At 71.2% G+C, this 21,555-nt stretch carries 14 protein-coding genes; 10 read left to right on the top strand and 4 right to left on the bottom strand.

What is annotated here, in order from left to right:
- Nucleotides 1-47 precede the first annotated feature (47 nt).
- Together IAI54_RS07065 and IAI54_RS07060 are read left to right on the top strand one after the other, a co-directional pair.
- The gene (locus IAI54_RS07065; protein ID WP_187971671.1) at nt 48-1,688 is read left to right on the top strand and encodes a hypothetical protein; all 1,641 of its coding nucleotides are present in this window, start codon (nt 48-50) and stop codon (nt 1,686-1,688) included.
- Between the two features lie 367 nt (nt 1,689-2,055).
- Nucleotides 2,056-9,225 (top strand): AMP-binding protein, encoded by a 7,170-nt coding sequence (locus tag IAI54_RS07060; protein ID WP_187971670.1) that lies wholly within the window; start codon nt 2,056-2,058, stop codon nt 9,223-9,225.
- 31 nt (nt 9,226-9,256) lie between these two features.
- On the opposite strand, the gene IAI54_RS07055 is transcribed toward IAI54_RS07060, so the two are convergent.
- The 4 genes from IAI54_RS07055 to IAI54_RS07040 form a co-directional block, all read right to left on the bottom strand.
- Complete coding sequence (locus IAI54_RS07055; protein WP_210321220.1) at nt 9,257-10,012, bottom strand: 4'-phosphopantetheinyl transferase family protein; 756 nt, start codon at nt 10,010-10,012, stop codon at nt 9,257-9,259.
- On the bottom strand, nt 10,009-11,157 hold the full coding sequence (locus IAI54_RS07050) for a thioesterase domain-containing protein (RefSeq protein ID WP_187971669.1): 1,149 nt from the start codon (nt 11,155-11,157) through the stop codon (nt 10,009-10,011). The genes IAI54_RS07055 and IAI54_RS07050 overlap by 4 nt, the downstream gene beginning before the upstream one ends.
- Before the next feature lie 487 nt (nt 11,158-11,644).
- Complete coding sequence (locus tag IAI54_RS07045) at nt 11,645-12,472, bottom strand: transporter substrate-binding domain-containing protein (RefSeq protein ID WP_187971668.1); 828 nt, start codon at nt 12,470-12,472, stop codon at nt 11,645-11,647.
- A 145-nt stretch (nt 12,473-12,617) separates the two neighbouring features.
- A complete protein-coding gene (locus IAI54_RS07040) occupies nt 12,618-13,553 on the bottom strand; it encodes a LysR family transcriptional regulator (RefSeq protein WP_187971667.1) in 936 nt (311 codons plus the stop codon).
- 133 nt (nt 13,554-13,686) lie between these two features.
- Between IAI54_RS07040 and IAI54_RS07035 the strand changes: the two genes are divergently transcribed.
- The 8 genes from IAI54_RS07035 to IAI54_RS07000 all read left to right on the top strand — a co-directional run bounded on the left by IAI54_RS07035 (nt 13,687) and on the right by IAI54_RS07000 (nt 21,491).
- Nucleotides 13,687-14,859, top strand: coding sequence for an NAD(P)/FAD-dependent oxidoreductase (locus IAI54_RS07035; RefSeq protein WP_187971666.1), 1,173 nt, complete (start codon nt 13,687-13,689; stop codon nt 14,857-14,859).
- Complete coding sequence (locus IAI54_RS07030; RefSeq protein WP_187971665.1) at nt 14,856-15,107, top strand: 2Fe-2S iron-sulfur cluster-binding protein; 252 nt, start codon at nt 14,856-14,858, stop codon at nt 15,105-15,107. The genes IAI54_RS07035 and IAI54_RS07030 overlap by 4 nt, the downstream gene beginning before the upstream one ends.
- Nucleotides 15,100-16,425 carry an FAD-dependent oxidoreductase gene (locus tag IAI54_RS07025; RefSeq protein ID WP_187971664.1) on the top strand — a complete coding sequence of 442 codons (1,326 nt, stop codon included), beginning with the start codon at nt 15,100-15,102 and terminating at the stop codon, nt 16,423-16,425. Before IAI54_RS07030 ends, IAI54_RS07025 begins: the two co-directional genes overlap by 8 nt.
- Nucleotides 16,422-17,825 (top strand): aldehyde dehydrogenase family protein, encoded by a 1,404-nt coding sequence (locus tag IAI54_RS07020; RefSeq protein WP_235679283.1) that lies wholly within the window; start codon nt 16,422-16,424, stop codon nt 17,823-17,825. Before IAI54_RS07025 ends, IAI54_RS07020 begins: the two co-directional genes overlap by 4 nt.
- 114 nt (nt 17,826-17,939) lie before the next feature.
- Nucleotides 17,940-18,872 (top strand): 4-hydroxy-tetrahydrodipicolinate synthase, encoded by a 933-nt coding sequence (gene dapA, locus IAI54_RS07015; protein WP_187971663.1) that lies wholly within the window; start codon nt 17,940-17,942, stop codon nt 18,870-18,872.
- 67 nt (nt 18,873-18,939) lie between these two features.
- Nucleotides 18,940-19,605, top strand: coding sequence for an amino acid ABC transporter permease (locus IAI54_RS07010; RefSeq protein WP_187971662.1), 666 nt, complete (start codon nt 18,940-18,942; stop codon nt 19,603-19,605).
- 19 nt (nt 19,606-19,624) lie between these two features.
- A complete protein-coding gene (locus tag IAI54_RS07005) occupies nt 19,625-20,401 on the top strand; it encodes an amino acid ABC transporter ATP-binding protein (RefSeq protein ID WP_187971661.1) in 777 nt (258 codons plus the stop codon).
- Between the two features lie 10 nt (nt 20,402-20,411).
- Nucleotides 20,412-21,491 carry a saccharopine dehydrogenase family protein gene (locus IAI54_RS07000; RefSeq protein ID WP_187971660.1) on the top strand — a complete coding sequence of 360 codons (1,080 nt, stop codon included), beginning with the start codon at nt 20,412-20,414 and terminating at the stop codon, nt 21,489-21,491.
- Nucleotides 21,492-21,555 lie beyond the last annotated feature (64 nt).

Below are 21,555 nucleotides of genomic sequence, written 5' to 3'. Positions count from 1 at the left end.
CGGGGCGGTTCAACTATAGTGGGAAACAGCGCAACGGAGGGCGTGTCGTGAAGACGTGGAAGTCGAGGCATGCGCTCGTCGGCGGCATTCTGTTCGCTCTCTGGTCGTTTCCGGCCGGCGCCGATCCGTTCTGCGGGCCGGGGCTGAAGCTGGGCGCCGAGAACGATTGCCCCGGCTGCTCCTGGCTCTGCATTCTCGATCCCAGTCCGCAGCCGATGTCATCGGTCCGACCGGCGCCGGGCGGTGCGGCGGGCCTTCTGCAGCAGGCCCTGTCCCAGCTCGAACCGAGCGACGGACTGTCGAACGCCGGCGCGGATCCGTCCGGCAACGGGATCAGGAGCCGCGAGTTCAACCGCAGCGCCCTCGCGGCCGTCCGGGACGGCCGTTTCATGCATGCTGCCTTGCGCTTCCGGCTGGCGGCGGGTTTCGCCCGGGACGCCGGCAACGCGCGCGAGGAGTACCTCAATCGTCGCAACGCGCTGCTGCTGCAGCTGGCAGGCAAGCTGAAGACCGGCATCGAGGCGGAAGACGCCGGCCGGGCGACGCAGGCGCAGGTCGCCTACCGCGAGGCCAGGATCATCGCCACGCAGGTCGCCGCCATGCCGCTGCACCCCGCACCGGCCACGACCGCCGCGGCAGCGCCGCCGGCCGCAACGCCGAACCGGGCGGCTCTCGATCCGTCGACGGCTCCTGCGGCGCCGGCTTCCACCGTTTCGGGTCTCGGCAATGCCCCCGCTGCCGCGCCGCGCGCCGCCAGGACCCCGGCGTATCAGGCCGCCCCCGCACCGTTCGTGGCGCGGACGCAGCCGGCTCCGTCGCCGGCCGTGATCGGTCAGGTCGTCGCTCCGCTGCTGCAGGCGGCACGGCAGCCGCAGCGCGCGCCGGCCGTGGTGCAGGCGCCTGCGCCCGTGGCGAGGCAGGCTCCGGTCGCCGCCGCGCCGCCCAACAGCACGATCAGCCCGCGCACACCGTCACCCGTGCCGGTCGCCAGGGCACCGGTCCAGCCCGTTCCCGTCGCGCCGACCCCGGCACCCGTCCTGGCTGCGCCCCAGCCGGCGCCCCAGCCGGTGCCCGCCGCCCAGCCGGTCGTGGTCCAGGCGCCACCGCCCGCCCGTCCGGTCCTCGTCCAGCCGGTCATCATGCAGATGCCCGCCGCGCCGGCGCCCGGCGGCGGCATCGATCCGCAGCCGGTGGCGGCGGTTCCCGATCCGGACATCGATTATTCGGGGATGGATCCTGACGCCCTGGTCAACGCCTACGGAACGCAGGATCCCGACTATTCCGGGCGCAACCCCTACAACCCGGATCCCAACGCCGGGTATGATCCAGGAGGAACGGCCGACCCTGATCCGGCACCGCAGTTCGGCGGGACCGATCCCGGCGGGTCGCCGGATCCGTCGTCTCAGTACAGCGCCACCGCGCCGGTCGCGGCCGTCCGCGATCCCGACATCGTCTGCGCGGGTGGACCGTGCACCGGCGGCGCCGGCGGCGGCTATCAGGGCGGACCTGCGGCGGTCGATCCCGGTACCGGATCGCTGGGAGGACCCGGGGCGGCCATCGTCGTTCCAGGCGCCGATCCGGACGGCGGCGACGACCTCGGCGGCGTGTCCATCCACGTCGATCCGACGTCCAGGCCTTGGGCTGCCGGCGGGGACCTGCGCAGCAAGGTTCTGAAGCTCACCCGCTGACGGATCTGGGCGCCGCGACCGGCCGCAGCAAGGTCGCGCGCCGTATCGCCGTTGCCGCCGGTCGCAATGTCGATGCGGCCGGCCGGCGGGTCTCGACGTCGGGATGATCCCGGCGGCGGCCAGGGCGGCGATCTCGCCCGAAAGGTGTGAGGAGTGCCGGCCCCGCGTGCCGTGGCAGCCGTGAGGAGGCGCTTTTTCGACCCTCGCCGCGATCCGCATCTTCTGTCGATCGAAGAGCGGAACACTTGCCGACCCAAGCACAACCGCCGTATATCGATTGGTCACCATGCGCCTTCAGGACGTGTGGCGGCGGTCTTCGTTGATTTCGTAACCGGCGCCGCCCGGGTGACTTGAGGTCGGGCGAACGATGCTTGAAACACTGCAGAGAAAACAGGATGCGACTGTCTCTGACCGGGAAGACCTCGTCGCGACGCTTGCATCGTCGATCCTGCAGCAGCCGGTCGATACGCAACTGACGCTGGTGGCGCAGGGCCTCGATTCCCTGGGCGCGGTGGACCTGCTGGAGGCGCTGGAGGAGAACGGCTATCGCGCCGACTACGAGCTCATCCTCGGCGGCGCCACCGTCGCCTCGCTGGCCGCGTCGCTGCGCGAAGTCGCGCACGAGGCGACGGCCGACGTTCCGGCGGAACCCGTGGCCGGGCCGGTGGCGCTGACGGGGCCTCAGGCCGTCTGGGTCGAGCTGGAGCGGCTGGGCTGGGGGAGCTGGTCCAATGTCAGCCTCTGCCTGTCCATGCCGGCATCCGCCCTGCCGGCCGCTTTCCTGCCGGCCATGGCGCAGTCGCTGTGCGATGCCAACGATGCGATGCGACTGGTCCTCGTCGACGGGGAGGAAGGAGGCGTCCTGCAGCAGGCGGTCGAGGGCTTCCAGCTGCCGGTTCGCTTCGCCGCGGCCCCCGCCTCCGAACGCGACGCGATGCGCCTGATCGAGGCCTTCGAGGGCGAGGAAGCCTCGCCCTTCGCCCCGTCGACCCGCGCGCTCGTCCTCGCGTCCGCCGACCGGGACGGGCGGCACTGGCTGTGCATCACCATGCACCACGTCTTCACCGACCGGATCAGCATGCAGAGCCTGGCGCGACAGCTTCGCTCGATGATCGCGCGTGGCGAGTTCCGCGCCGCGCAAGCCGCATCGATCACGTTCGTGGACCACGTGGTCCGGCAGCAGGGCACCGCGCATCCGGTCGCGGACGCGGCGGCGGGACCGGAGCTTCGCACGCTTCTCGCCGGTGCCGACGTTTCGGCCGGCCGACCCGTCCCACGCCTCGCCGATCCGGACGCCCTCGATCTCGGCGAGCGCCCGGCGAGCGCGTCGACCCTGCGGGCAGCCGAATGCGACGCGCTCGAGGCCATGGCCTCCGCGCTGGACACCACCTTGCCGCTCATGCTGCACGCTCTCTTCTCGGCTCTGGCCGCCCGCCTTTGCGGGGACGCGGGCGCCCTGTCGGGCGAGGCCGACATGCTCCTGTGCCACGTCGTGTCCAATCGCGAGCGCGGCGGGTACCTGAAGAGCCTGGTCGGCTGCCTCGACACGTCGGTTCCCGTCGCGGTGCGCCTGCGCGAGGGCGAGACGCTCCGGTCGCTCTGTCTGCGCACTCGGGAGGCCTTCGCCGACACCTATCGCGCGGCCTCGCACCTGCCCCGGGGCGGATGGCTGGACGGGGAAGAGGCCGTCGCCGGACCCGACCGGGCGGCCGCCCTGTTCGAGCGTGTCGCGCACATCAACATCCTCCGTGCCCCGGGCGTGGAAGCGGCAGGCGAGGGCGTTGCCGACATCCGCGAGCATTCCGTCAGGCGACCCCAGAAGACGCGCTGGGGCCTCCTCCTGCGTGTCACGCTGCCGCCGTCTGGCGGCGACGCGCGGGCGAGCGACCCGGACGGGCGCGACGGGATGCGGATCACCGCCTATGCCGAGCACCGGCCCCTGGCTGTCGCGGCCGAGTACTGTCTGGTCGCCTTGCTGCGCGATCTTCTCGGCCAGCCGGCAGGGCGCGCAGGAGACCTTCCCGTCCTCGACTGCGTCGACCGCGCCGTCGGTCGCGCCGCGTTCGCAGCCGGCCAGCTACGCCGCACCGGAGCCCTCGTTCCCCGAAGCGGCGGACCGGCCTTCATCTACGAGAAGCTCGTGGCCCGGCAGAAGCGCTGGTATGCGCATGACGAGCGCTTCGCGCTGCGTCGCGACGCGCACAACCGCTTCGTCGGCACGACCGCCAATCCGTTTCCGTTCACCCAGCTCGACAAGCTGGAGGAGCGCCGTTATCTCGAATCGCTCGGCGTCCCGTTGCCCCGCCTGCTCCACGTCCTGCCGAAGGAGGGTCTGCGGGAGACGCTGCCCATTCTCGCGCCGACCCTGCCGGAAAGCTTCGTCGTCAAGCCGGTCGGCGCTGGCCATTCCTTCGGCGTGACCATCGTCCGCGACGGCCTCGACCTCACCCGCAACGGCGCACCCTTCGATGCCGCCGTCGTCGCCGCCGAACTCGCCGAAATGGCGGCACGCGGCTATTGCCGTCACGAGGGGCATGTCTTCCCCTTCAACTTCTCGTCGTTTCTCGTGGAAGAACTCGTGGACGACGAGCTGGGGTTCGCGGCGGCGACGGACTACAAGTTCTTCCACGTCGGCGGGAAGCTCCTGTGGATCCAGCTCCACTTCCGGGACGCCGGGCAGGGCTGGGTCGCCTTCGTGGACGAAAGGTTCGACCTGCTTGCGCAGCCCGCCTGGGATCCGGCGACGTGCTGGCGCACGCACGGGGTCCTCGTCTGCACCGACCAGGCCATGGTGGCCGCCCGGAAGCCGGCCTGCCTCTCGCGCATGCTGGCGGAATCGCAGCGGCTCGCCGGACGGATGGGCATTTTCGTGCGTCTCGACTGGTACGCGGACCGTGCGCGCGGGCCGCTGATGGGCGAGATCACCCTGTTCCCCCACATGCTGCAGCCCCGCTCGTTCTACTCCGCCTGGGCGAACGGCGTCGTCGCCGACGCCTGGCGCGGCCCCGACGGCGTCGCCGTCGCGGCAGCCGACGCGTCGGGCGCGGTCGAACGCTTCGACCGGATCGAGGCGATGCTCGGCCCGGACGCGACCGACGGCCCGGGCCTGGAAGACCTCCTGCCGCCGACACCTGAGGCGCCGTGGTCCGTCGGCGAGGACGTCTCCTTCGGCGAGCTGTGCCGCTACGCGGCGGGATTCGATCTCGCTCCCTGGGCCGCCGCCGCCGGCGACCGCGTGGCCCTCTTCGTCGGCAACGGCGTCGAACTCGCGGCCCTGCTGCTGGCCACCATGAACCGCTACGTCGCCGTCCCCATCGGCAGCGCAGCGCCGGTCGAAATGCTGCTGTCCCATCTCGGGGAGAGCCAGGCGCGCACGCTGCTGGTGGTCGCCGGCACCGAGGAGGCACGGAAGGCGCGGGAAGCCGCGGCGCGGATGCCCGGCCTCGTCGTGGTCGAACTGGTGCGCGGCGGTTCCTGCGCACTCGCCGCCCTGCCGCAGCCGCCCGCCTCTCCGGCCGGCGCCGTGCCGACGCCGAAGCGGGGTCCCGCCGACGACGTGCTGATCCTGCGCACGTCCGGTTCCACCGGCGCACCGAAGAGCGTCTGCTTTACGCTGGCAGGGCTGGTCCGGTCCGGGGCGCTGATCGGCCGGTCGCTGGAACTCGGCGCCTCCGATCGCGGCATCTCCATGCTCCCGCTCCACCACGTCGGCGGGATCGCCTGCAATCTCGTCGCGCCGATGCTCGCGGGCACGCCGATGCGCTTCTTCAAGGCCTTCGATCCGAAGGCGTTCTTCGATGCCCTCGCGGACGGGCAGGGCGCCAGCTGGTGCTACCTGGTCCCCACGATGTGGGACATGGTCCTCGACTATGCCCGCGCCCACCCGGAACTCGAGGCCGTGCGGCCGTGGCCGCGCCTGCGCGTGCTGCGCAGTGCCGGAGCCGATCTGCCGCACGACACCGCGCGCGCGCTGGCGGACCTCTTCGGCGACGCGGTCAGCATCGTTCCGACCTACGGCATGACCGAGGCCATGCCCATCGCCGCGCCGCCGCTGCCCTACCGCCTCGAACTCCCGGGCAGCGTCGGCCGCGTGCTGCCGACCGTCGAGGTCGAGATCGTGGACGCTTCGCCGGCCGGCGGGCTGATGCCGGTTGCCGACGGTGTCGTCGGCGAGGTCACGGTGAAGGGACCGACCGTCGCCAGGCGCATCGACGCCGGCGGAGCGGATGCGGTCGGCGACCTCACGCCGCGCGGCTTTTTCCGCACCGGCGACCTCGGCCGGCTGGCGGCCGACGGCTCCGGCTGGCTGTCCATCAGCGGCCGCATCAAGGACGCGATCAACCGTGGCGGCGAGACGATCGCGCCCGGCGAGGTGGAAGCCATGCTGCGGGGCTACCCCGGCTTCCGGAACGGCGGGGAGACCGTGCAGATCATGGCCTTCGCCAGGAGGCACCGGGAGCTCGGCGAGGACGTCGCGATCGCCGTCGCGCCCCTGTCGGCCAGGATCGATCTCGCAGAACTCAATGCCTGGGCCGACCGGCATCTTCCCGCCGCCATGCAGCCGAAGACCCTCATCCGCGCGGCGAGGCTCCCGGTTTCGGACGGCGGCAAGCTCTTGCGTGCGCGCTTTGCCGCGCGCGTCGACGCGGCGCTGGCGCCGGGCGAGCTCGGATCGCTGCAGACCTGGGTCCTCGACGGCGACGCTGCCGCCCCGAGGCTCGAGAATGAGGTCCGGGCCGCCACCCTGCCTGCGGCGCCGCGGAGCGGTGGGACGACCGTCACGCTCGCCGACGTTGTCGACGTCGTGCGCAGCCTGGCACCTTCGGGCGTCCGGATCGAGCCCGACAGCCGGCTCGACGACGTCGGCATCAACTCGCTGGCCGCAGTGGAGCTCTCGACACGGCTGAACGAGCGGTTCGGCAGCCGTCTGCCGGTCTGGGCGGCCAGCGACCACCCGACGCCGCGGGCGCTCCATGGGCAGATCGCCGCCGCCTTCGACGCGGCCACGAACGAAACGCCCGACGGGACGAGCAGACCGGACGAGGAACCGGCGGAACCGGCGGAAACGGGCGCCCCGCCCGCCGCAAGGCCCCTGCGCATGCTCTTCCTGCATGGCGAGGGCGCCGATTCCGACCTCATGGAACTGAGCCTGCTGGCGACGCAATGGATGGGACGGCTCGAATCGCGGATCGAGTTCGTGTTTCTCGACGCACCGCACCGCTGCCCGCCCAAGCCGGAGTTCCATGCCGCCGCCGTCGAGGCGGGTCTCTACGACCGGTCCGAGTACCGCAGCTGGGGAGCGGCGACCGAGGAGGGGCTGGCCGAAAGCATCGCGGCCGTTCAGGCCAGGCTCGACGAGCTCGCGCCCGTCGACGCGATCGGCGGCATCTGCGACGGCGGCCTCGTCGCCGCCCTGGTGGCGTCGCGACGGCCGGAGCTTGGGCTCTACCTCAACGTCTCGTCGTCACCCCTCTCGCGCTTCCCGAAAGCGGTGGCCGAAGCCGACTGGCAGATCACCTGTCCCTCCGTCCACCTGATCTCGGCGCGCGACGAGCTCCATACCCTGCAGGAGCAGCTGGGCATCCCGCAGCGCTGCCTGAAGGCGCTGCTTTTGCAGCACGACCGCGGCCACGCCGTGCCGACGCTCGACGAGCGGCTGAAGGCCGAGATGCTGGCGGTCCTCGACGGCGTCGCCGCTTCGGGGCCGTCAGCCGCTCCGGCCCGGCGCCCTGCCGGCCATGCCGACCACGCGGTATCGGAGGCGGGAGGGGGTTCTTCCTCGTCCGCTCCCGCGCCGCGGCCTGACACGGCATCGGCTCCAGACCGTTTCTCCGCCGAGACGCTGTCGGAGATCGAATCCGTCATCGCCGGCCAGGAGGGCGTGGAGAGCGTCGCCGTCCTTGACGTTGAAGAGGAGGCCGGCGGCCGGCGGCTCCATGCCTTCGTCGTGCTCGACCAGTATGCCGACGCGCGGACGCCCGGACTGAAGGCCGCGCTGCAGTCCCGTCTGCCCGCCGGCCGGATGCCCGAGCGGTTCGTGCCGCTCGACGCCCTTCCGCGCACGGCCGCGGGCGATCTCGACCATGCCGCGCTCGTCGAGCGGCTGCCGCGGGCGAGCGGCGCCCCCGTCTCCCCGCGAACGCCGCTGGAACGCGAACTCGCCGCCATCTGGCGGGACGTCCTGATGGCGAATGCCGAACCGGGTATCGACGACGACTTCTTCGACCTCGGCGGCTATTCGCTGCTCTCGGTGGTGCTGATCCGCGAGACCGAGGCGCGGCTCGGTCGGCCGCTGCCGCGCAAGGCCCTCATGCATCTCGGCACCATCCGGCGGATGGCTGCCATCCTGGAGGAAACCGACCAGCCGGATGGGGCTGACGCCGTCCATGCGTCGGATGCCGCAGGCGCTGCGGCGTCCAGGCTCGATCCGCAGATTCTCGACGGGCTGCTCGGCCACCTCGCAGGCTGGAGAGGCACACGCCACCGGCCTGATTCGCTGGTCTTCGGCAGGAACACGGAAGGCGCCGGCACGCCGATCTTCTGGTGTTTCCAGGGCTATGCCGAATTCTCCGAACTCGCCCGGTTCCTGGGTCCCGACCAGCCGCTCTACGGCATGCGGTCGGGCCATCTCGTCATGGACAACACCCCGCAGAACGTCGACAGGCTCGCCGCCTGTTACGCCGACGAATTGATCGAGATCCGCCGCGCGGGCTCCTTCATCGTCGGGGGCCACTGCCAGGCCGCCAGGATCGCCTTCCAGATCGCCCGCCGGCTCGAGGAGGAGGGCAGGGCGGTGTCGCTCCTCTGTCTCCAGGAGCAGACGGTGCCGATGGCCTATTCCGGCCGCACGGCGCTCTTTCTCGGCGAACGCAGCCTCGTCAGCGCCACCCACTATTTCGACGACGTCGACCGCTGCTGGCAGCCTTTCCTGACGGGACCGGTCTCGGTCAACGCGATCCCCGGCGACGACGGTCGCTTCTTCAAGCAGCCGAACGTCAAGCCTCTGGCCGCGATGATCCGGGCGGAGGTCGCCGCGGCCGTGTCTGCCGGTGCGGCCGGCAACCCCGCAGGATCCTCCTTCCGCCAACCGATCCTTCCCGCCGGGATGCGCCGCGCGGCGATCCGCGTTCCCGAACGGCTGCCGCCCGCGAATGGCGGGGGCATCGCACGCATCGAGGTGGAGGTGACCAATGCCAGCGGCGCGCCCTGGCCGGGCGACGTCGAGGACGGCCTCGCCGTCGGCTACTGGCTCCATGCCGAAGGCGCCGAACCTCCGGTCTTCTACGGTCTGGGCGGACGGCTTCCCGCGAACCTCGCGCCCGGTGCCAGCGTCTCCGTTCCGCTGGAGGTCTCCATTCCGCGCAAGGCCGGTCTCTACCGCGTCGAAGTCGACGTGGTCGACAACCGGACCGCCTGGTTCCGCCATGACGGCTCCCCCGTCGCCACCATCGATCTCGATACCCGGCCCGCCAGCGCGCCGCAGCCGGTCTCGCGCGGTTTCCTGTCGCGTCTGCTCGGGCGGGCTCGCTCCGCTTAGGGCGGAGCGGCACGCGACGGCACCGGAGCGGTCAGCGCGGGGGGCCCCGGCCGGTCTCGATGCAGACGGAAGCCGCGATCATGCCCGCGGCCGCCGCCCACCGGCCGGCTCCGATCCGCAGGTCTGCCCGGGGAAAGGCGGGCGGATCGCGCAGGACGGCGGTCCATGATCCGTCGTCGCCGACGTCGACCACCGCATCCAGGAAGCCGAAGAAGCCGAGCGTGATCGGATAGACCGCCTTGAACAGGGCCTCCTTCGCGGCGAAAGTCACCTTGCAGCGTGGCACGCCTGCGACCATCGGCACGGCCGCCCGCCGGCGGAGCTCCGTTGGCGTCAGGACGCAGCCGCACAGATCGTCCCGGAGCGGCGCGGCGGCCTCGATGTCGAGCCCGACCCCCGCCACGTCTCGGTCCCGGGCAGCGACGGCCGCCGCGAAACCGGCCGCGTGGCTGATGCTGCCGACGAGCCCCGCCGGCCAGATCGGCCGGCGGTCGTGGGCGCGGGGGATCGGCGTCGGCGCCACGCCCAGCATTGCGAGTGCCTGGCGCGCTGCTTCCCGGCCGGCGGCGAACTCGCGGCGGCGACCGTCGACCGCATCGGCGACGGCGCGCGCCTCGATCCCGAACAGGTCGTACGTGCCGTCGATCGGCACGACCCGCGATGCGAGCGGGCCGGGCGTCACGTCGGCGAGCGCCACCGCGAGGTCTCGAAGCGCCGCCTCGCCGGGGATGCGCGGCGCGCCCGATCCGCCGGATGTCGAAGCGGGCGCGCGGGCGGCGTCGCTCAAGCGTGGTCGCCGTCGACCAGGCGCTGGATGAGCTGCGCGGTCTCGCGCGACGAGACGGCATCCTCGTGCGACTCTCCCGAGATGACCACGTTCCGGTTCGGCAGCAGCCGGTTGATGGGATAATCCGGATCGCCGAAGGCGGCCGATCTGCGCGTGCTGACGATGAAGGAGAAGGGGAAGTCGCTCGGAGCCGGCACGTAGGCACGATAGGCGCGCCGGAGCAGGGTGGTCGTCAGCGCCGCCGCCTCGCTGCCGAAGATGCCGTCGAGCGCATCGGCCTCCTGCGCCAATGCCGCGCTTTCCGCGCCCTCCGCGAAGACCTTCGTCCGCTTCGTGCCGCGCTGCCTGTTGTGGCGCTGCATGTCCGACACCAGCCGGCGCCGGATCGCGGGGTCCTCGAAGGCCTCCGGGTCGTGCACGTCCTTGAACCGGCCGGTCTTGAGGAAGAGCTTCATCCGGCGCACCAGGCCGTACGATCCCTTGATCATGCCGACGATCGGATCCGGAAGTGCCGGGAGCCGGATGCCGCCGACGTGGATCCGCTTCAGGCTGTAGTCCTTGCGCATCCCCGACGGCAGGTTGGTGTCCACGAGGACGACCGTCGCCGGCGTGCGGCCTTCGAGCTGCATCTGCCGGACGATGTCGACCGCGATCCAGCCGCCGGCGCAGAAGGACGCGAGGTGCCAGGGCGGCTCCGGCTGGACCTTGAGGATCGATTGCAGATAGCCGGCCGCGATCGCCTCGACGGTGTCGAGCGGCGGCGCAGCGCCGTCGTAGCCCTGCGCCTGGAAGATGTAGACCGGCTGGTCGGGATGGAGCGCGTCGCGGAATCGCGGCTTGAGGAAGACGATGCCTGCTGCGCCGTGGATCAGGAAGATCGGCGCACGCCGCCCGTCGGGATTGATGGCGACCACGTTGCTCGGCAGCGCCGCACGGGCTGGTCCGGCGTGATCGGAAACCAGCGTCAGAAGCCGTCGCGGCGTGTTCAGTTCGGGGATCTGGCTCTCGCGCATCTCCGTCGCGAAACCCGCCTTGACCGCGGCGACCAGCGTGGCCGCCACGAGCGAATCCCCGCCGAGTTCAAAGAAGTCGTCGTCGAGCCCGACCGTGTCCACGTCCAGGACCTCCGCCCAGAGGCGCGTCATCCGCCGTTCCGCGTCCGATGACGGCGCCGCATACGGCGCCGTCAGTTCCAGCAATGCGCGACTCATGACGTCCCCCATATCCCGCCGCGAGCGCCACGGTCCGATGCCCCCCGGTCCGCGTCCCGCACCCGCGTCGCACCACCCGTCCAACCGAGCTCGGTGCGAATTCCCGTCAATTCTTCATGTTGTTCCCAAATGCGCTAACATGGCTTTGATGTCTTCGGCAACGGACCTGCCGGACTTGCATTTGCAGTATTGCAGGACCGTTGCTTTCGGGAGACGCCATGAACGGCATCGAACCTTCGAAGAATATCCCTCGACGCTCGATCACGGGACGGCTGCAGACGGAACGGGTTGCGGTCCGGGTGCCTTCACCTCGGTCCGCCGGCGGCCGATCCGTCGGATCCGGAACAGGGATCGGTCCCCGCAAACGCCGACGGCCGCCCCGGAGGGCGGCCGTCTCGCAATCCTCGTCGTTTCGCCTGCGTCAGCCGCCGAAGCCGAAGCCTTCCGGCATGTCGTCGAGGGTGATGCCGAAGGGCTCCAGGCTCTTGACGATCCAGGTCTGGTTGTTGCCGATGCGGCGGTTGTAGGCGGCCCAGCCCGACACGAAGCTCTTCCACACCTCGTCCGCACCGTAATTGACCGCGACGACGGAGGGCGTCGACAGCACCGGCGTCGGCACCATGACCTTGCCCAGATCGGCGGTCTTCTTGGTCATCACAAGGCCGTTCAGCATCGTGTTGACGAGGCCGTCGGCCTTGCCGGTCGCCACAGCAACGATCGCTTCGTCGCGGGTCTTGAACCGCAGCATGTTGGCCTTCGGCAGGTACTGCGTGGCGATCAGGTCCTGCGCGGAGCCGAGATCGACGGCGAAGGTGTATTGCGGGTCGTTGAGTTCGGCCCAGGTCTTGCCCTCCAGCTCGGCCTTGGCCGACACCAGCACGAAGGAATTGAAATAGGTCGGCTCTGAGAACCACACCGACAGCGCCCGCGTCGGCGTCGCCGTGACCGCGAAGGCCATGTCGACCTTGCCGCTCTGCACGTCCAGGATGGCGTTGGCCCAGCTCGATTCCACCACCTCCAGCTTGACGTCCAGCGTCTTGGCGATGTCGCCCGCCATGTCGATGACGAAGCCCTTCCATTCGCCCGTGCGCGGGTCCTTGGAGAAGTAGGGCACCTCGTTCAGGATGCCCGGCACGCGCAGCACGCCGCGCGCCTTGATCTCGTCGACGGTGCTCTGCGCCTGCGCCGCTCCGCCCATCAGTCCGAGCGCGATCGCCGCGCCCGCCAGTATCGTCCTGAGGATCTTCATTCGACAAACCCCTTGTTGTTCCCCGGTCCGCTTGCGCGGTGGATCGCCATTCCTGCACATCCGGACGCAGCGTAACCCCGGGTGGGGCAGGGACAATGCTAGACAATAGCGGGGACTTATCTCGATTTTTGTAGGTTGGGGTTGCTCAGAGACCGTCCGCGCCGGGTTCGTCCAGCTCCCGACCGACCAGTTGCTGGCGGCAGACGTCGAACAGTTCCCGCACCGCCGGATGGTTCTGCAAGAACTCGGCATTGCCGAAATAGACCCCGACCGCCGGCAGGTTGGTCAGCCTGACGCTCGAAATCCCCTGGTCGTCGTCGCGGATGCACCAGGAGGGGATGATGGCGAAGCCGAGGCCGGTCTCCACGCAGCGCTTGACCGACGAACTGCCCGAAGTCGAGATCGCCGGCTGCGCGGCTGGCCCGTCGCGGCCGAGGAAGTCGAGGGCCAGGTTGCGCAGCGTCTGGCCGGGCTCGTAGGTGACGAAAGGCCGGCCGATGCTCCAGCCGGGCACGTCCTCGGGCGCGGGTGCGGCGCCCCAGGCGCTCGGATAGACGAGGCTCAGCCGGTAGGAACCGAGCAGCTTCTGCGGCACCACCGGATCGCCGAAATGGCGCTCCGACAGGCAGATGTCGAGACTGCCGTTCTTGACCATCTCGGCCAGCACCGTGTCGCGCTCGGCCACCGCGATCTCCATGTCCGGATGCCGCTCGCGGAAGATCCTGAGCACGTCGGGGAAGAGATAGAAGAAGATCGCCTGCGGCATGCCCACCCTGAGCGCGGAGCGCTGGTTCTCCAGGAGCTTCGACAGCCGCGCCAGCATGATGTCGAATTCGGGCTGCAGCAGGTTGAACAGCGCCCGGCCGCGCGGCGTCAGCTGGATGCGCTTGGCGCCCTGTTCGGACTCGATCAGCTTCGCCTTCAGGATCTGCTCCAGCCGGCGCACGTGGTTGGCCGCAGACTGGTAGCTGATGTTGAGTTCGCGCGCCGCCCCTGAAAACGAGCCGTGGCTGCCCACCTCGTAGAAGGTCTGGATCAGCGTCAGGTTGACGCCGCCCCTGCCTTTCGCCGCCTTGCTCATCCCCTGTCCCTACAAATTTGCTGCGCAGCCAAGGCCGCCTTCTTGCATCGACAGCAAGAGGCGCGCCGCTGAAAATCCCCGTCGCCAGAGATGGCTTCAACACAAGTCTGGCACGAAAGGGTGACGGCAGTCGATGGATGGCAGGGGCGGCAGATCGGTGGTGGTGGTGGGGGCTGGCATCGTCGGCGCCGCATCCGCCTACTTCCTGGCGCAGCGCGGCTTCCGCGTCCGGCTGATCGAGGCTGAGGCGCCCGCCGCCGCCGCCAGCGGCGCGGCCGACGGCGCCGTCTCGGTCGCCAGCAAGCGCCCCGGCCCGATGATGACGACGGCGCTGGCCGGCATCGCGCTCTACCGGCAGCTCGAGAGGGAAGGGCTGTTCTCCGGCCTGTTCAAGCCGCGCCCGACCGTGATGGTGGCCGAGGACGAGAGCGAGGTCGAAAGCCTCACCGGCCACGCCGACGCCCTGGCCGGCGAAGGCATGGCGCTCCGCCGCATCGAAGGCGAGGCGCTCCGGCGCTATCTGCCCGACGTTTCCACCGGCGTGCGGCTCGCCATCGAGGTCGGCAACGAGGGCCACGCCATCGGCTACGAGATCGTGCGGCGGCTCATCGCGGCGAGCGGCGTCGCCGTCGAGCGCGACACCACGGTGCTCGGCCTCGTCGCCGGCGCCTCGGGCCGCTCGGTCGCCGCCGTCGCCACGTCGCGCGGCCCGGTCGAGGCCGACCAGTTCGTCATCGCCGCCGGCGGGGGCACGGCCGACCTCATCGGCCTGTCCGGCGTCGTGCGGCCGCGCAAGGGCCAGCTCGCCGTCACCGAGCGCGCATCGGCGCTCAACGCCGCGCTGCCGGGCGCGCTGATGTCGTGCCGCTACCTGCTCAGCAAGGACGCCATCGCCGGTGCGGCCGGCACCGCCGCGCGCCGCTTCGGCCTCGTGGTCGACCCGCTGCGCACCGGCCAGTTCCTCATCGGCGGCACGCGCGAGGAGACCGCCGACACCGGCAACGACCTCGCCGCCATCCGCCACATGCTGGGGAGCGCGGTGCGTCTCCTGCCGCCGCTCGCGCGACTGCGCGTCATCCGCGTCTTCTCCGGCGTGCGCTCGGCCACGCGCGACGGCCTGCCCCTCATCGGGCGCATGCCCGGCCGCGACAACCTCTTCGTGGCGACCGGCTTCGAAGGCGACGGCATCTGCCTCGGTCCGCTCGTCGGCCAGGCGGTCGGCCGCATCGTCGCCGGCGAGCCGTCCGATCTCGACCTGCAGCCCTTCGCCCCCGGCCGCTTCGCGCAGCGGAGCCTGGTGGCATGAGCGGCGGACAGTTTCTCTGGCGCGGCGCGCCCGTTGCCTTTGCCGAGGGCGAAAGCATCGCGATCGCGCTCGCGAAAGCCGGCACGCGCGCGTTCGGGGCGGGAGAAGGGGGCACGCGGCGCTATTTCTGCGGCATCGGCGCCTGCCAGAACTGCCTCGTGGCCATCGACGGCGCCCTGGTCGAGGCCTGCCTGACGCCTGCCCGCGACGGTCTCCGCGTCGATGCGACGGAAGCCGGCCATGACTGAGCGGCAGGTCTCGCGATGCGACGTGCTGGTGATCGGCGGCGGCGCGGCCGGCGTGGCGGCGGCGGTCGAACTGGCAGGTGCCGGCCTGTCGGTCGAGCTGGCCGAGCAGCGCGCCGCACTCGGCGGAGCCTATCATCGCCAGCCGGCCGGACGGGCCTCGAAGGTCCACGCACGAGGGCGCAGGCAATGGTCGCGGCTCGTCGACGCTCTTGAACGCAACGGCGTCGCGCCGCGACTGCGCCACGTCTTCCTCGGCGTCGACAGCAACGGACTGGCGATGCTCGACGACCGCGCCGGAAGCCGCGTCGTCGCGGTCCGGCCCCGCGCGCTGGTCATCGCGGTCGGCGCGGTCGAGCGCGTGCTGCCCCGTCCCGGCTGGCAGCTGCCCGGAATCATGACCGCCGGCGGCCTGCAGATGATCCTCAAGGAAGGCGGCAGTCCGCCGCCCGGCGACATCCTGATTGCCGGCAACGGCCCTCTGACGGTCGCGCTGGCCTCCGATCTGGCCCGTCTCGGCCGCCCGCCGGTGGCGCTGGTCGAGGCCGGCGATCCCTTCGCGCGACCGGCGGCGGCCATGCGCCTCGCGTCCCATCCCGGGCTCGCCGTCGAAGCGGCCGGCCATTTGGCGCATGTGCTCGCCGGCCGCGTCCCGTGGCTGCGCGGCACCCGCCTCACGGCGATCGAGCCGCGCGACGGCCGGCTCGCCGCCACGCTTCGCGACCGCCGGGGCAACGCACGAACCATAGCGGCCGACATCGTCGCACTGCACGACGGCATCCGGCCGAACGATTTCGGCCTGCCCGCCGCCTCGGGGGACGAGCCGGTCGTGATCCGCGCCGGCGATTGCCGCGAGGCGCTCGGCATCCGCGCCGCGGTCGCCGACGGACGCCATGCGGCGCGGCAGGTCATCGCCCGCCTCGCGCCCGGCAGACCCGCCCGCGTCGACGGTACAGTGGCACGGCAACGCGGGGCGCAGTCGATCCTCGGCGACCTGTTCCGGCCGGTCGACGGCGCCGATCCGCTTGCCGCGCTGCCTGACGAGACGGTGCTGTGCCGCTGCGAGGGGCGCACCGCGGGCGAGCTGCGCGCCATGCTGGCGGAAGGCGACCTCAGCCCGCGCGAGATCCGGCTCAACGGCCGTTTCGGCATGGGCCTCTGCCAGGGCCGCTTCTGCGCCGACAACGTGCTGCACCTCGTCGCCGCGTCGCGGCCCGGCGGTCCCGTCGAGCCCGCGCTCCGGCTCGGCCGCGACCGCTGGCCCGCCCGTCCGGTGTCGATCGCCGCGCTTGCCGCCGACGACGAACCAAGAGGATCATGATGACCCTGACCGCTCCGAAGATCACGCCCGCCGCGCCTCCGCCGATCCGCGTCCGCAATCCCTTCGACGGCACGCTCGTGGCCGAGATCGCGGCCAGCACACCCGCCGGCATCACGCAGGCCGTTGCCGTCGCACGCCAGGCGCAGGCCGGGTTCCGCCGTTCGACGCCCTTCGAGCGCCGCACCCTCCTCGACGCGCTGGCGGGCCGCATCGCCGCCCATGCCGAGGACCTGGCGCAGACGCTCTGCAGCGAGGTCGGCAAGACCATCGCCGAGGCGCGCAACGAGGTTCGCCGGGCGCAGAACACGCTGCGGCTCGCAGGCGACGCGGCGACCTTCCTCGACGGCGAGGTGCTGCATTGCGGCATCGTGTCGGGCGGCGTCGACCGCCGCGCCACCATCACCTGCGAGCCGACGGGCGTGGTGGCCGCCATCACGCCCTTCAACTACCCGCTCAATCTCCTCTGCCACAAGCTCGGCCCGGCCATCGCCGCCGGCAACGCGGTGGTGGCGAAGCCCTCGCCGAAGGCGCCGCTGGCGGCAGCCCGGCTGGCGGAGCTCGCGCTGGAGGCCGGTTTTCCGGACGGCCTGTTCCAGGTCGTGCACGGCGGGGCCGAGGCCGCGCTGTCGCTCGCCCGCGCGCCGATCGACCTCCTGTCCTTCACCGGTGGCCCGGCGGCGGGTCTGGCGCTGAAGAACGCCTCGGGCCTCGTGCGCTGCCTCATGGAACTCGGCGGCAATGATCCGCTGTTCGTCTTCCCCGACGCCGATCTCGACCGCGCCGTGGCGACGGCGGTCGCGCACCGCTTCGAGATCGCCGGCCAGAGCTGCGCGGCGGTGAAGCGGCTCTATCTGCACCGCGACGTCGAAGCCGCCTTCACCGAACGACTGCTGGCGGTGGTCGCCGCCGTCCGCACCGGCGATCCGTCCTCGGTTGAGACCGACATGGGCCCGGTGATCGACGCGCAAGCCGCAGGCCTCGTCCGGCACCGCATCGAGGCAACCGTCGAAGGCGGCGCGCGGCTTCTCGCCGGCGGCGGCGGCCAGGGCACGCTGGTCGAGCCGACCGTCCTTGCCGGCGTCGATCCGCGGTCGCCCGTCATCGCCGAAGAGACCTTCGGCCCGGTCATCGCGGTCCGCTCCTTCAGCGATGCGGCCGAGGCCATCGCCGAGGTCAATGCCGGCGCCTACGGGCTGCAGGCCGGTGTCTTCACCAATGACCACGCGCTGGTGAAACGCTTCTCGCGCGATCTCCTGGTCGGCGGCGTGATGGTCAACGAAGGCCCCGACTTCCGCGCCGAGCACGTCCCCTTCGGCGGCATCAAGTCGAGCGGCCTCGGCCGCGAGGGCGTGCGCATCGCGATCCGCGAGATGTCTGAAACGCGCGTGGTGATCGACTGAGAGGATGTGGAAGAATGCCCGCTTCCGCGCAGATCAAGCCAGGAACCGCAGCGACTTCAACGGGCATTGTTTCGCATCTTCGATCGATCCACACGCTCTGAGAGGGAGACGACGATGACATTCGACGCAAAGAGGCTCGACGGCGTGTTCACGGCGCTGGTGACGCCGTTCCGGGACGGCCGGGTCGACGCCGCCGCCTTCGAGGCGCTGGTCGAGCGCCAGATCGCGGCCGGGGTCGCCGGACTGGTGACGGCCGGCACCACCGGAGAGGCAGCGACCCTGCACCAGGACGAGATCGACGACCTCGTCACCCGCACGGTCCGGATCGCCCGCGGGCGGGCGATGGTGATCGCCGGGGCAGGCACCAACGACACGCTGGCGACGCTGGACAAGGTGCGCCGTGCCGAGGCAGCGGGCGCCGACGGTCTCCTGATCGTGACGCCCTACTACAACCGGCCATCGCAGCGCGGGCTCATCCAGCACTACGGCGCGGTGGCCGATTCGACCGGCCTGCCGATCATGCTCTACAGCGTGCCTGGCCGCTGCGGCGTCGAGATCGCGGTGGACACCTGCGCGGCGCTGCGCGACCGCCACGACAACGTCGTCGCCATCAAGGAGGCCGGCGGGTCGGTCGAACGGGTGACGCGGCTGCGCCGCGCCTGCGGCGCCGACTTCCCGATCCATTCCGGCGACGACGGGCTGACGCTGGCCTTCCTCGCCGCCGGCGCGGTCGGCGTGACCAGCGTCGTCTCCAACGTCGCGCCGGAGGGAATGGTGGCGCTCGTGCGGGCCTGGCAGGCCGGCGACGCGGCACGGGCGCTTGCCTTGCACGAGCAGCTGGCGGAACTGTCGGATGCGCTGTTCGTCGAGCCGAACCCGGTTCCCGCGAAGGCGGCACTCGCGCTCGACGGCCATGCCGAACCCGACCTGCGCCTGCCGCTGACGCCGATGGAGCCGAAGAACCTTCGCCTGCTCGAAGCGGCGCTGCGCCGCTACCGCGCGGCCGGCCCCGCGCCGCAGCGGCAGCACGCGGTCAGCGTCGGGTGAGGGCGCCCGCGACGGAAGCACGTCACGCAATTCGGTCTGCGGCTGCGGCCCGCGAACAAGGGGGATCATGATGTACAGATGGGATTTCGACGTCCTGTGGCAGTACTGGGACCTGTTCATGTACGGGCTGTGGCTGACGGTGGTCTACACCTTCGGCTCCATCCTGTTCGGCGTGCTGATCGGGCTGCTCGTCTGCGCCGCCCGGCTGTCGGGCTGGATGGTGCTGTCGCTGATCGCGCGGACCTACCAGGAGATCTTCCGCTGCTCGCCGCTCCTGGTGCAGCTCCTCTGGTTCTACTACGCCTTCCCGCTGCTCGTCGGCATCTCGATCGACAACCGCGTGGCGGCGATGCTGACGCTGTCGCTCTATGTCGGGGCCTTCTACGCCGAGATCTTCCGCGGCGGCATCCTGTCGATCGAGAAGGGCCAGCGCGAGGCCGCCGCCGCCATCGGCATGAGCCCGTGGCAGGCGATGACCCGCATCGTCATGCCGCAGGCCTTCAAGCGCATGCTGCCCTCCTTCATCAACCAGTCGGTCATCCAGTTCAAGAACACCTCGCTGGTCTCGGTCATCTCGGTCGCCGACCTCGCCTACATGGCGGCGGTCGTGAACGGCCAGACCTACCGGCCGCTGGAATCCTACACCGTCATGGCCGCGCTCTACATCGCGGTGCTTTTCCCGCTCACCCAGATCGCCGACTGGATCGAACGGCGCCTGCGCGTCAGCGACTAGAGAGAATGGAGCGCACAGGATGACCACTGCATCAGAAACCGGCGCACCGACCGTCCTGGAGGCGCGCGGCATCCGCAAGTCCTTCGGCGGGCTGGACGTGCTGAAGGGCGTCGACCTGTTGCTGGCGCGCGGCGAAGTCGTCGGCCTGATCGGACCGTCGGGTTCCGGCAAGTCGACGCTGATCCGCTGCCTCAACATGATGGAGAAGCCGACCGGCGGTTCCGTGATCTTCCGCGGCCACGCGATCGGCAAGTCCTTCCGCGACAAGGACGGCACCACCGGCATCGGCACGCTGCGTCGCCATGTCGGCATGGTCTTCCAGCACTTCAACCTGTTCCCGCACAAGACCGTGCTGCAGAACGTCACCGAGGGTCCGGTCGTGGTCTGCAGGACGCCGCGGGCGGAAGCCGAGGAGCGCGCCATGGCGCTGCTGGCCGAAGTGGGCCTCGCCGAGAAGCGCGACGCCTATCCGAGCCACCTGTCGGGCGGCCAGAAACAGCGCGTGGCGATTGCCCGCGCGCTCGCCATGCAGCCCGAGGTGCTGCTGCTCGACGAGGTGACCAGCGCGCTCGACCCGGAACTCGTGGGCGAGGTGCTCACCGTCATCCGGCGGCTGGCCGATGGCGGCATGACCATGGCCATCGTCACCCACGAGATGGCCTTCGCCGCCGACGTCGCCGACCGCATCCTGTTCCTCGACGAAGGGCGGATCGTGGTGGAGGGCAAGCCCTCCGAGACGATCCGCAATCCCGCCAACGAGCGGCTGGCGGCCTTCGTCGCCCGCTTCAACCATTGAGGATCGACCGATGACGGAGCCCGGGCGCGCGGGCAGGGTGGCGATCTTCGGTGCGGGCCGGGTCGGCCTGTGCCTGGCCGACCTTCTCGCCTCGGACTGGGACGTGACGCTGGCCGACTGCACCGAGGAGGCGCTGGCGGCGGCCGCCGCCGCCGGCCATGCCGCCGTGCACGCCGATGCGTCGCGCGGCGACGACATCGGCAGGGTGCTGTCTGCGACCGATCTCGTCGTCGCCGCCGTGCCAGACCGTCTGGTGCCGCGGCTGGCCGCCGCCGCGGCCGGCGCCGGGCTCCACTATCTCGATTTCAGCGACCCCGGAGACGAGGTCCGCGACGCCGCGGACCGGGCCGCATCCGACCGCGCCTTCCTCCCTGGCTGCGGCGTCTCGCCGGGCCTCGTCGATTCGGTCGCGCTCGGCCTCGCGGCCCGCCTCGACCCCGGCTGCGACCTCGACATCCGCGTCGGTGCGATCCCCGCCAGCCGCACCAACCGGCTCGGCTACGGACTGATCTGGAATCTCGACGGTCTGCTCTCCGAATACACCCGCCCCTGCGCGGCCATCGTCGAAGGCGAGCGCGTCTTCCTGCCGCCGCTGTCTGGCCGCGAGGACTTCGCCTTCGGCGAGAAGCCCTACGAGGCCTTCCTGACGGCCGGCAGCATCGGCGGTCTGGCGCCACTCGTCGCCCCGCGGGCGCGCAACCTCGTCTTCCGGACGATCCGCCATCCCGGCCATCTCGACTACATGCTGCTGCTGCTCGACGATCTGGGGCTTCGGTCGCGCCGCGACCTCCTCGCCACCGTCCTGCGCAACGGGCTGCCGGCGGGCGGCGCAGACATGGTTCTCATCGAAGTGCGCGCAGACGGTCGCCGCTCGGGGCACCCGGCGCAGGAGCGCTTCGCGATGCGGCTCGCGCCGCCGACCGCCGCAGCGCCGCACGGCGCCCTCGCCGTGGCGAGCGCCGCTCATGCCGCCGCGCTCATGGACGTGCTGCGTGACGGAGGACTGGCGGGGCAAGCCTCGCGCGCGCCGGCGCTGGTTCCGCACGAGGCGATTCTCGCCAGCCGCTTCTTCGCGGACCTGCGCGGGTGAACGATCCGCGGCCATCGTTCACCTGCCGTCCGGGAAGCCCGCGAACCGGTCGCGGGACGGGCGT

The sequence above is a fragment of the Aquibium microcysteis genome, from assembly GCF_014495845.1.
GTDB classification, from domain to species: domain Bacteria; phylum Pseudomonadota; class Alphaproteobacteria; order Rhizobiales; family Rhizobiaceae; genus Aquibium; species Aquibium microcysteis.
This window is presented reverse-complemented; position numbering and strand designations above follow the sequence as displayed.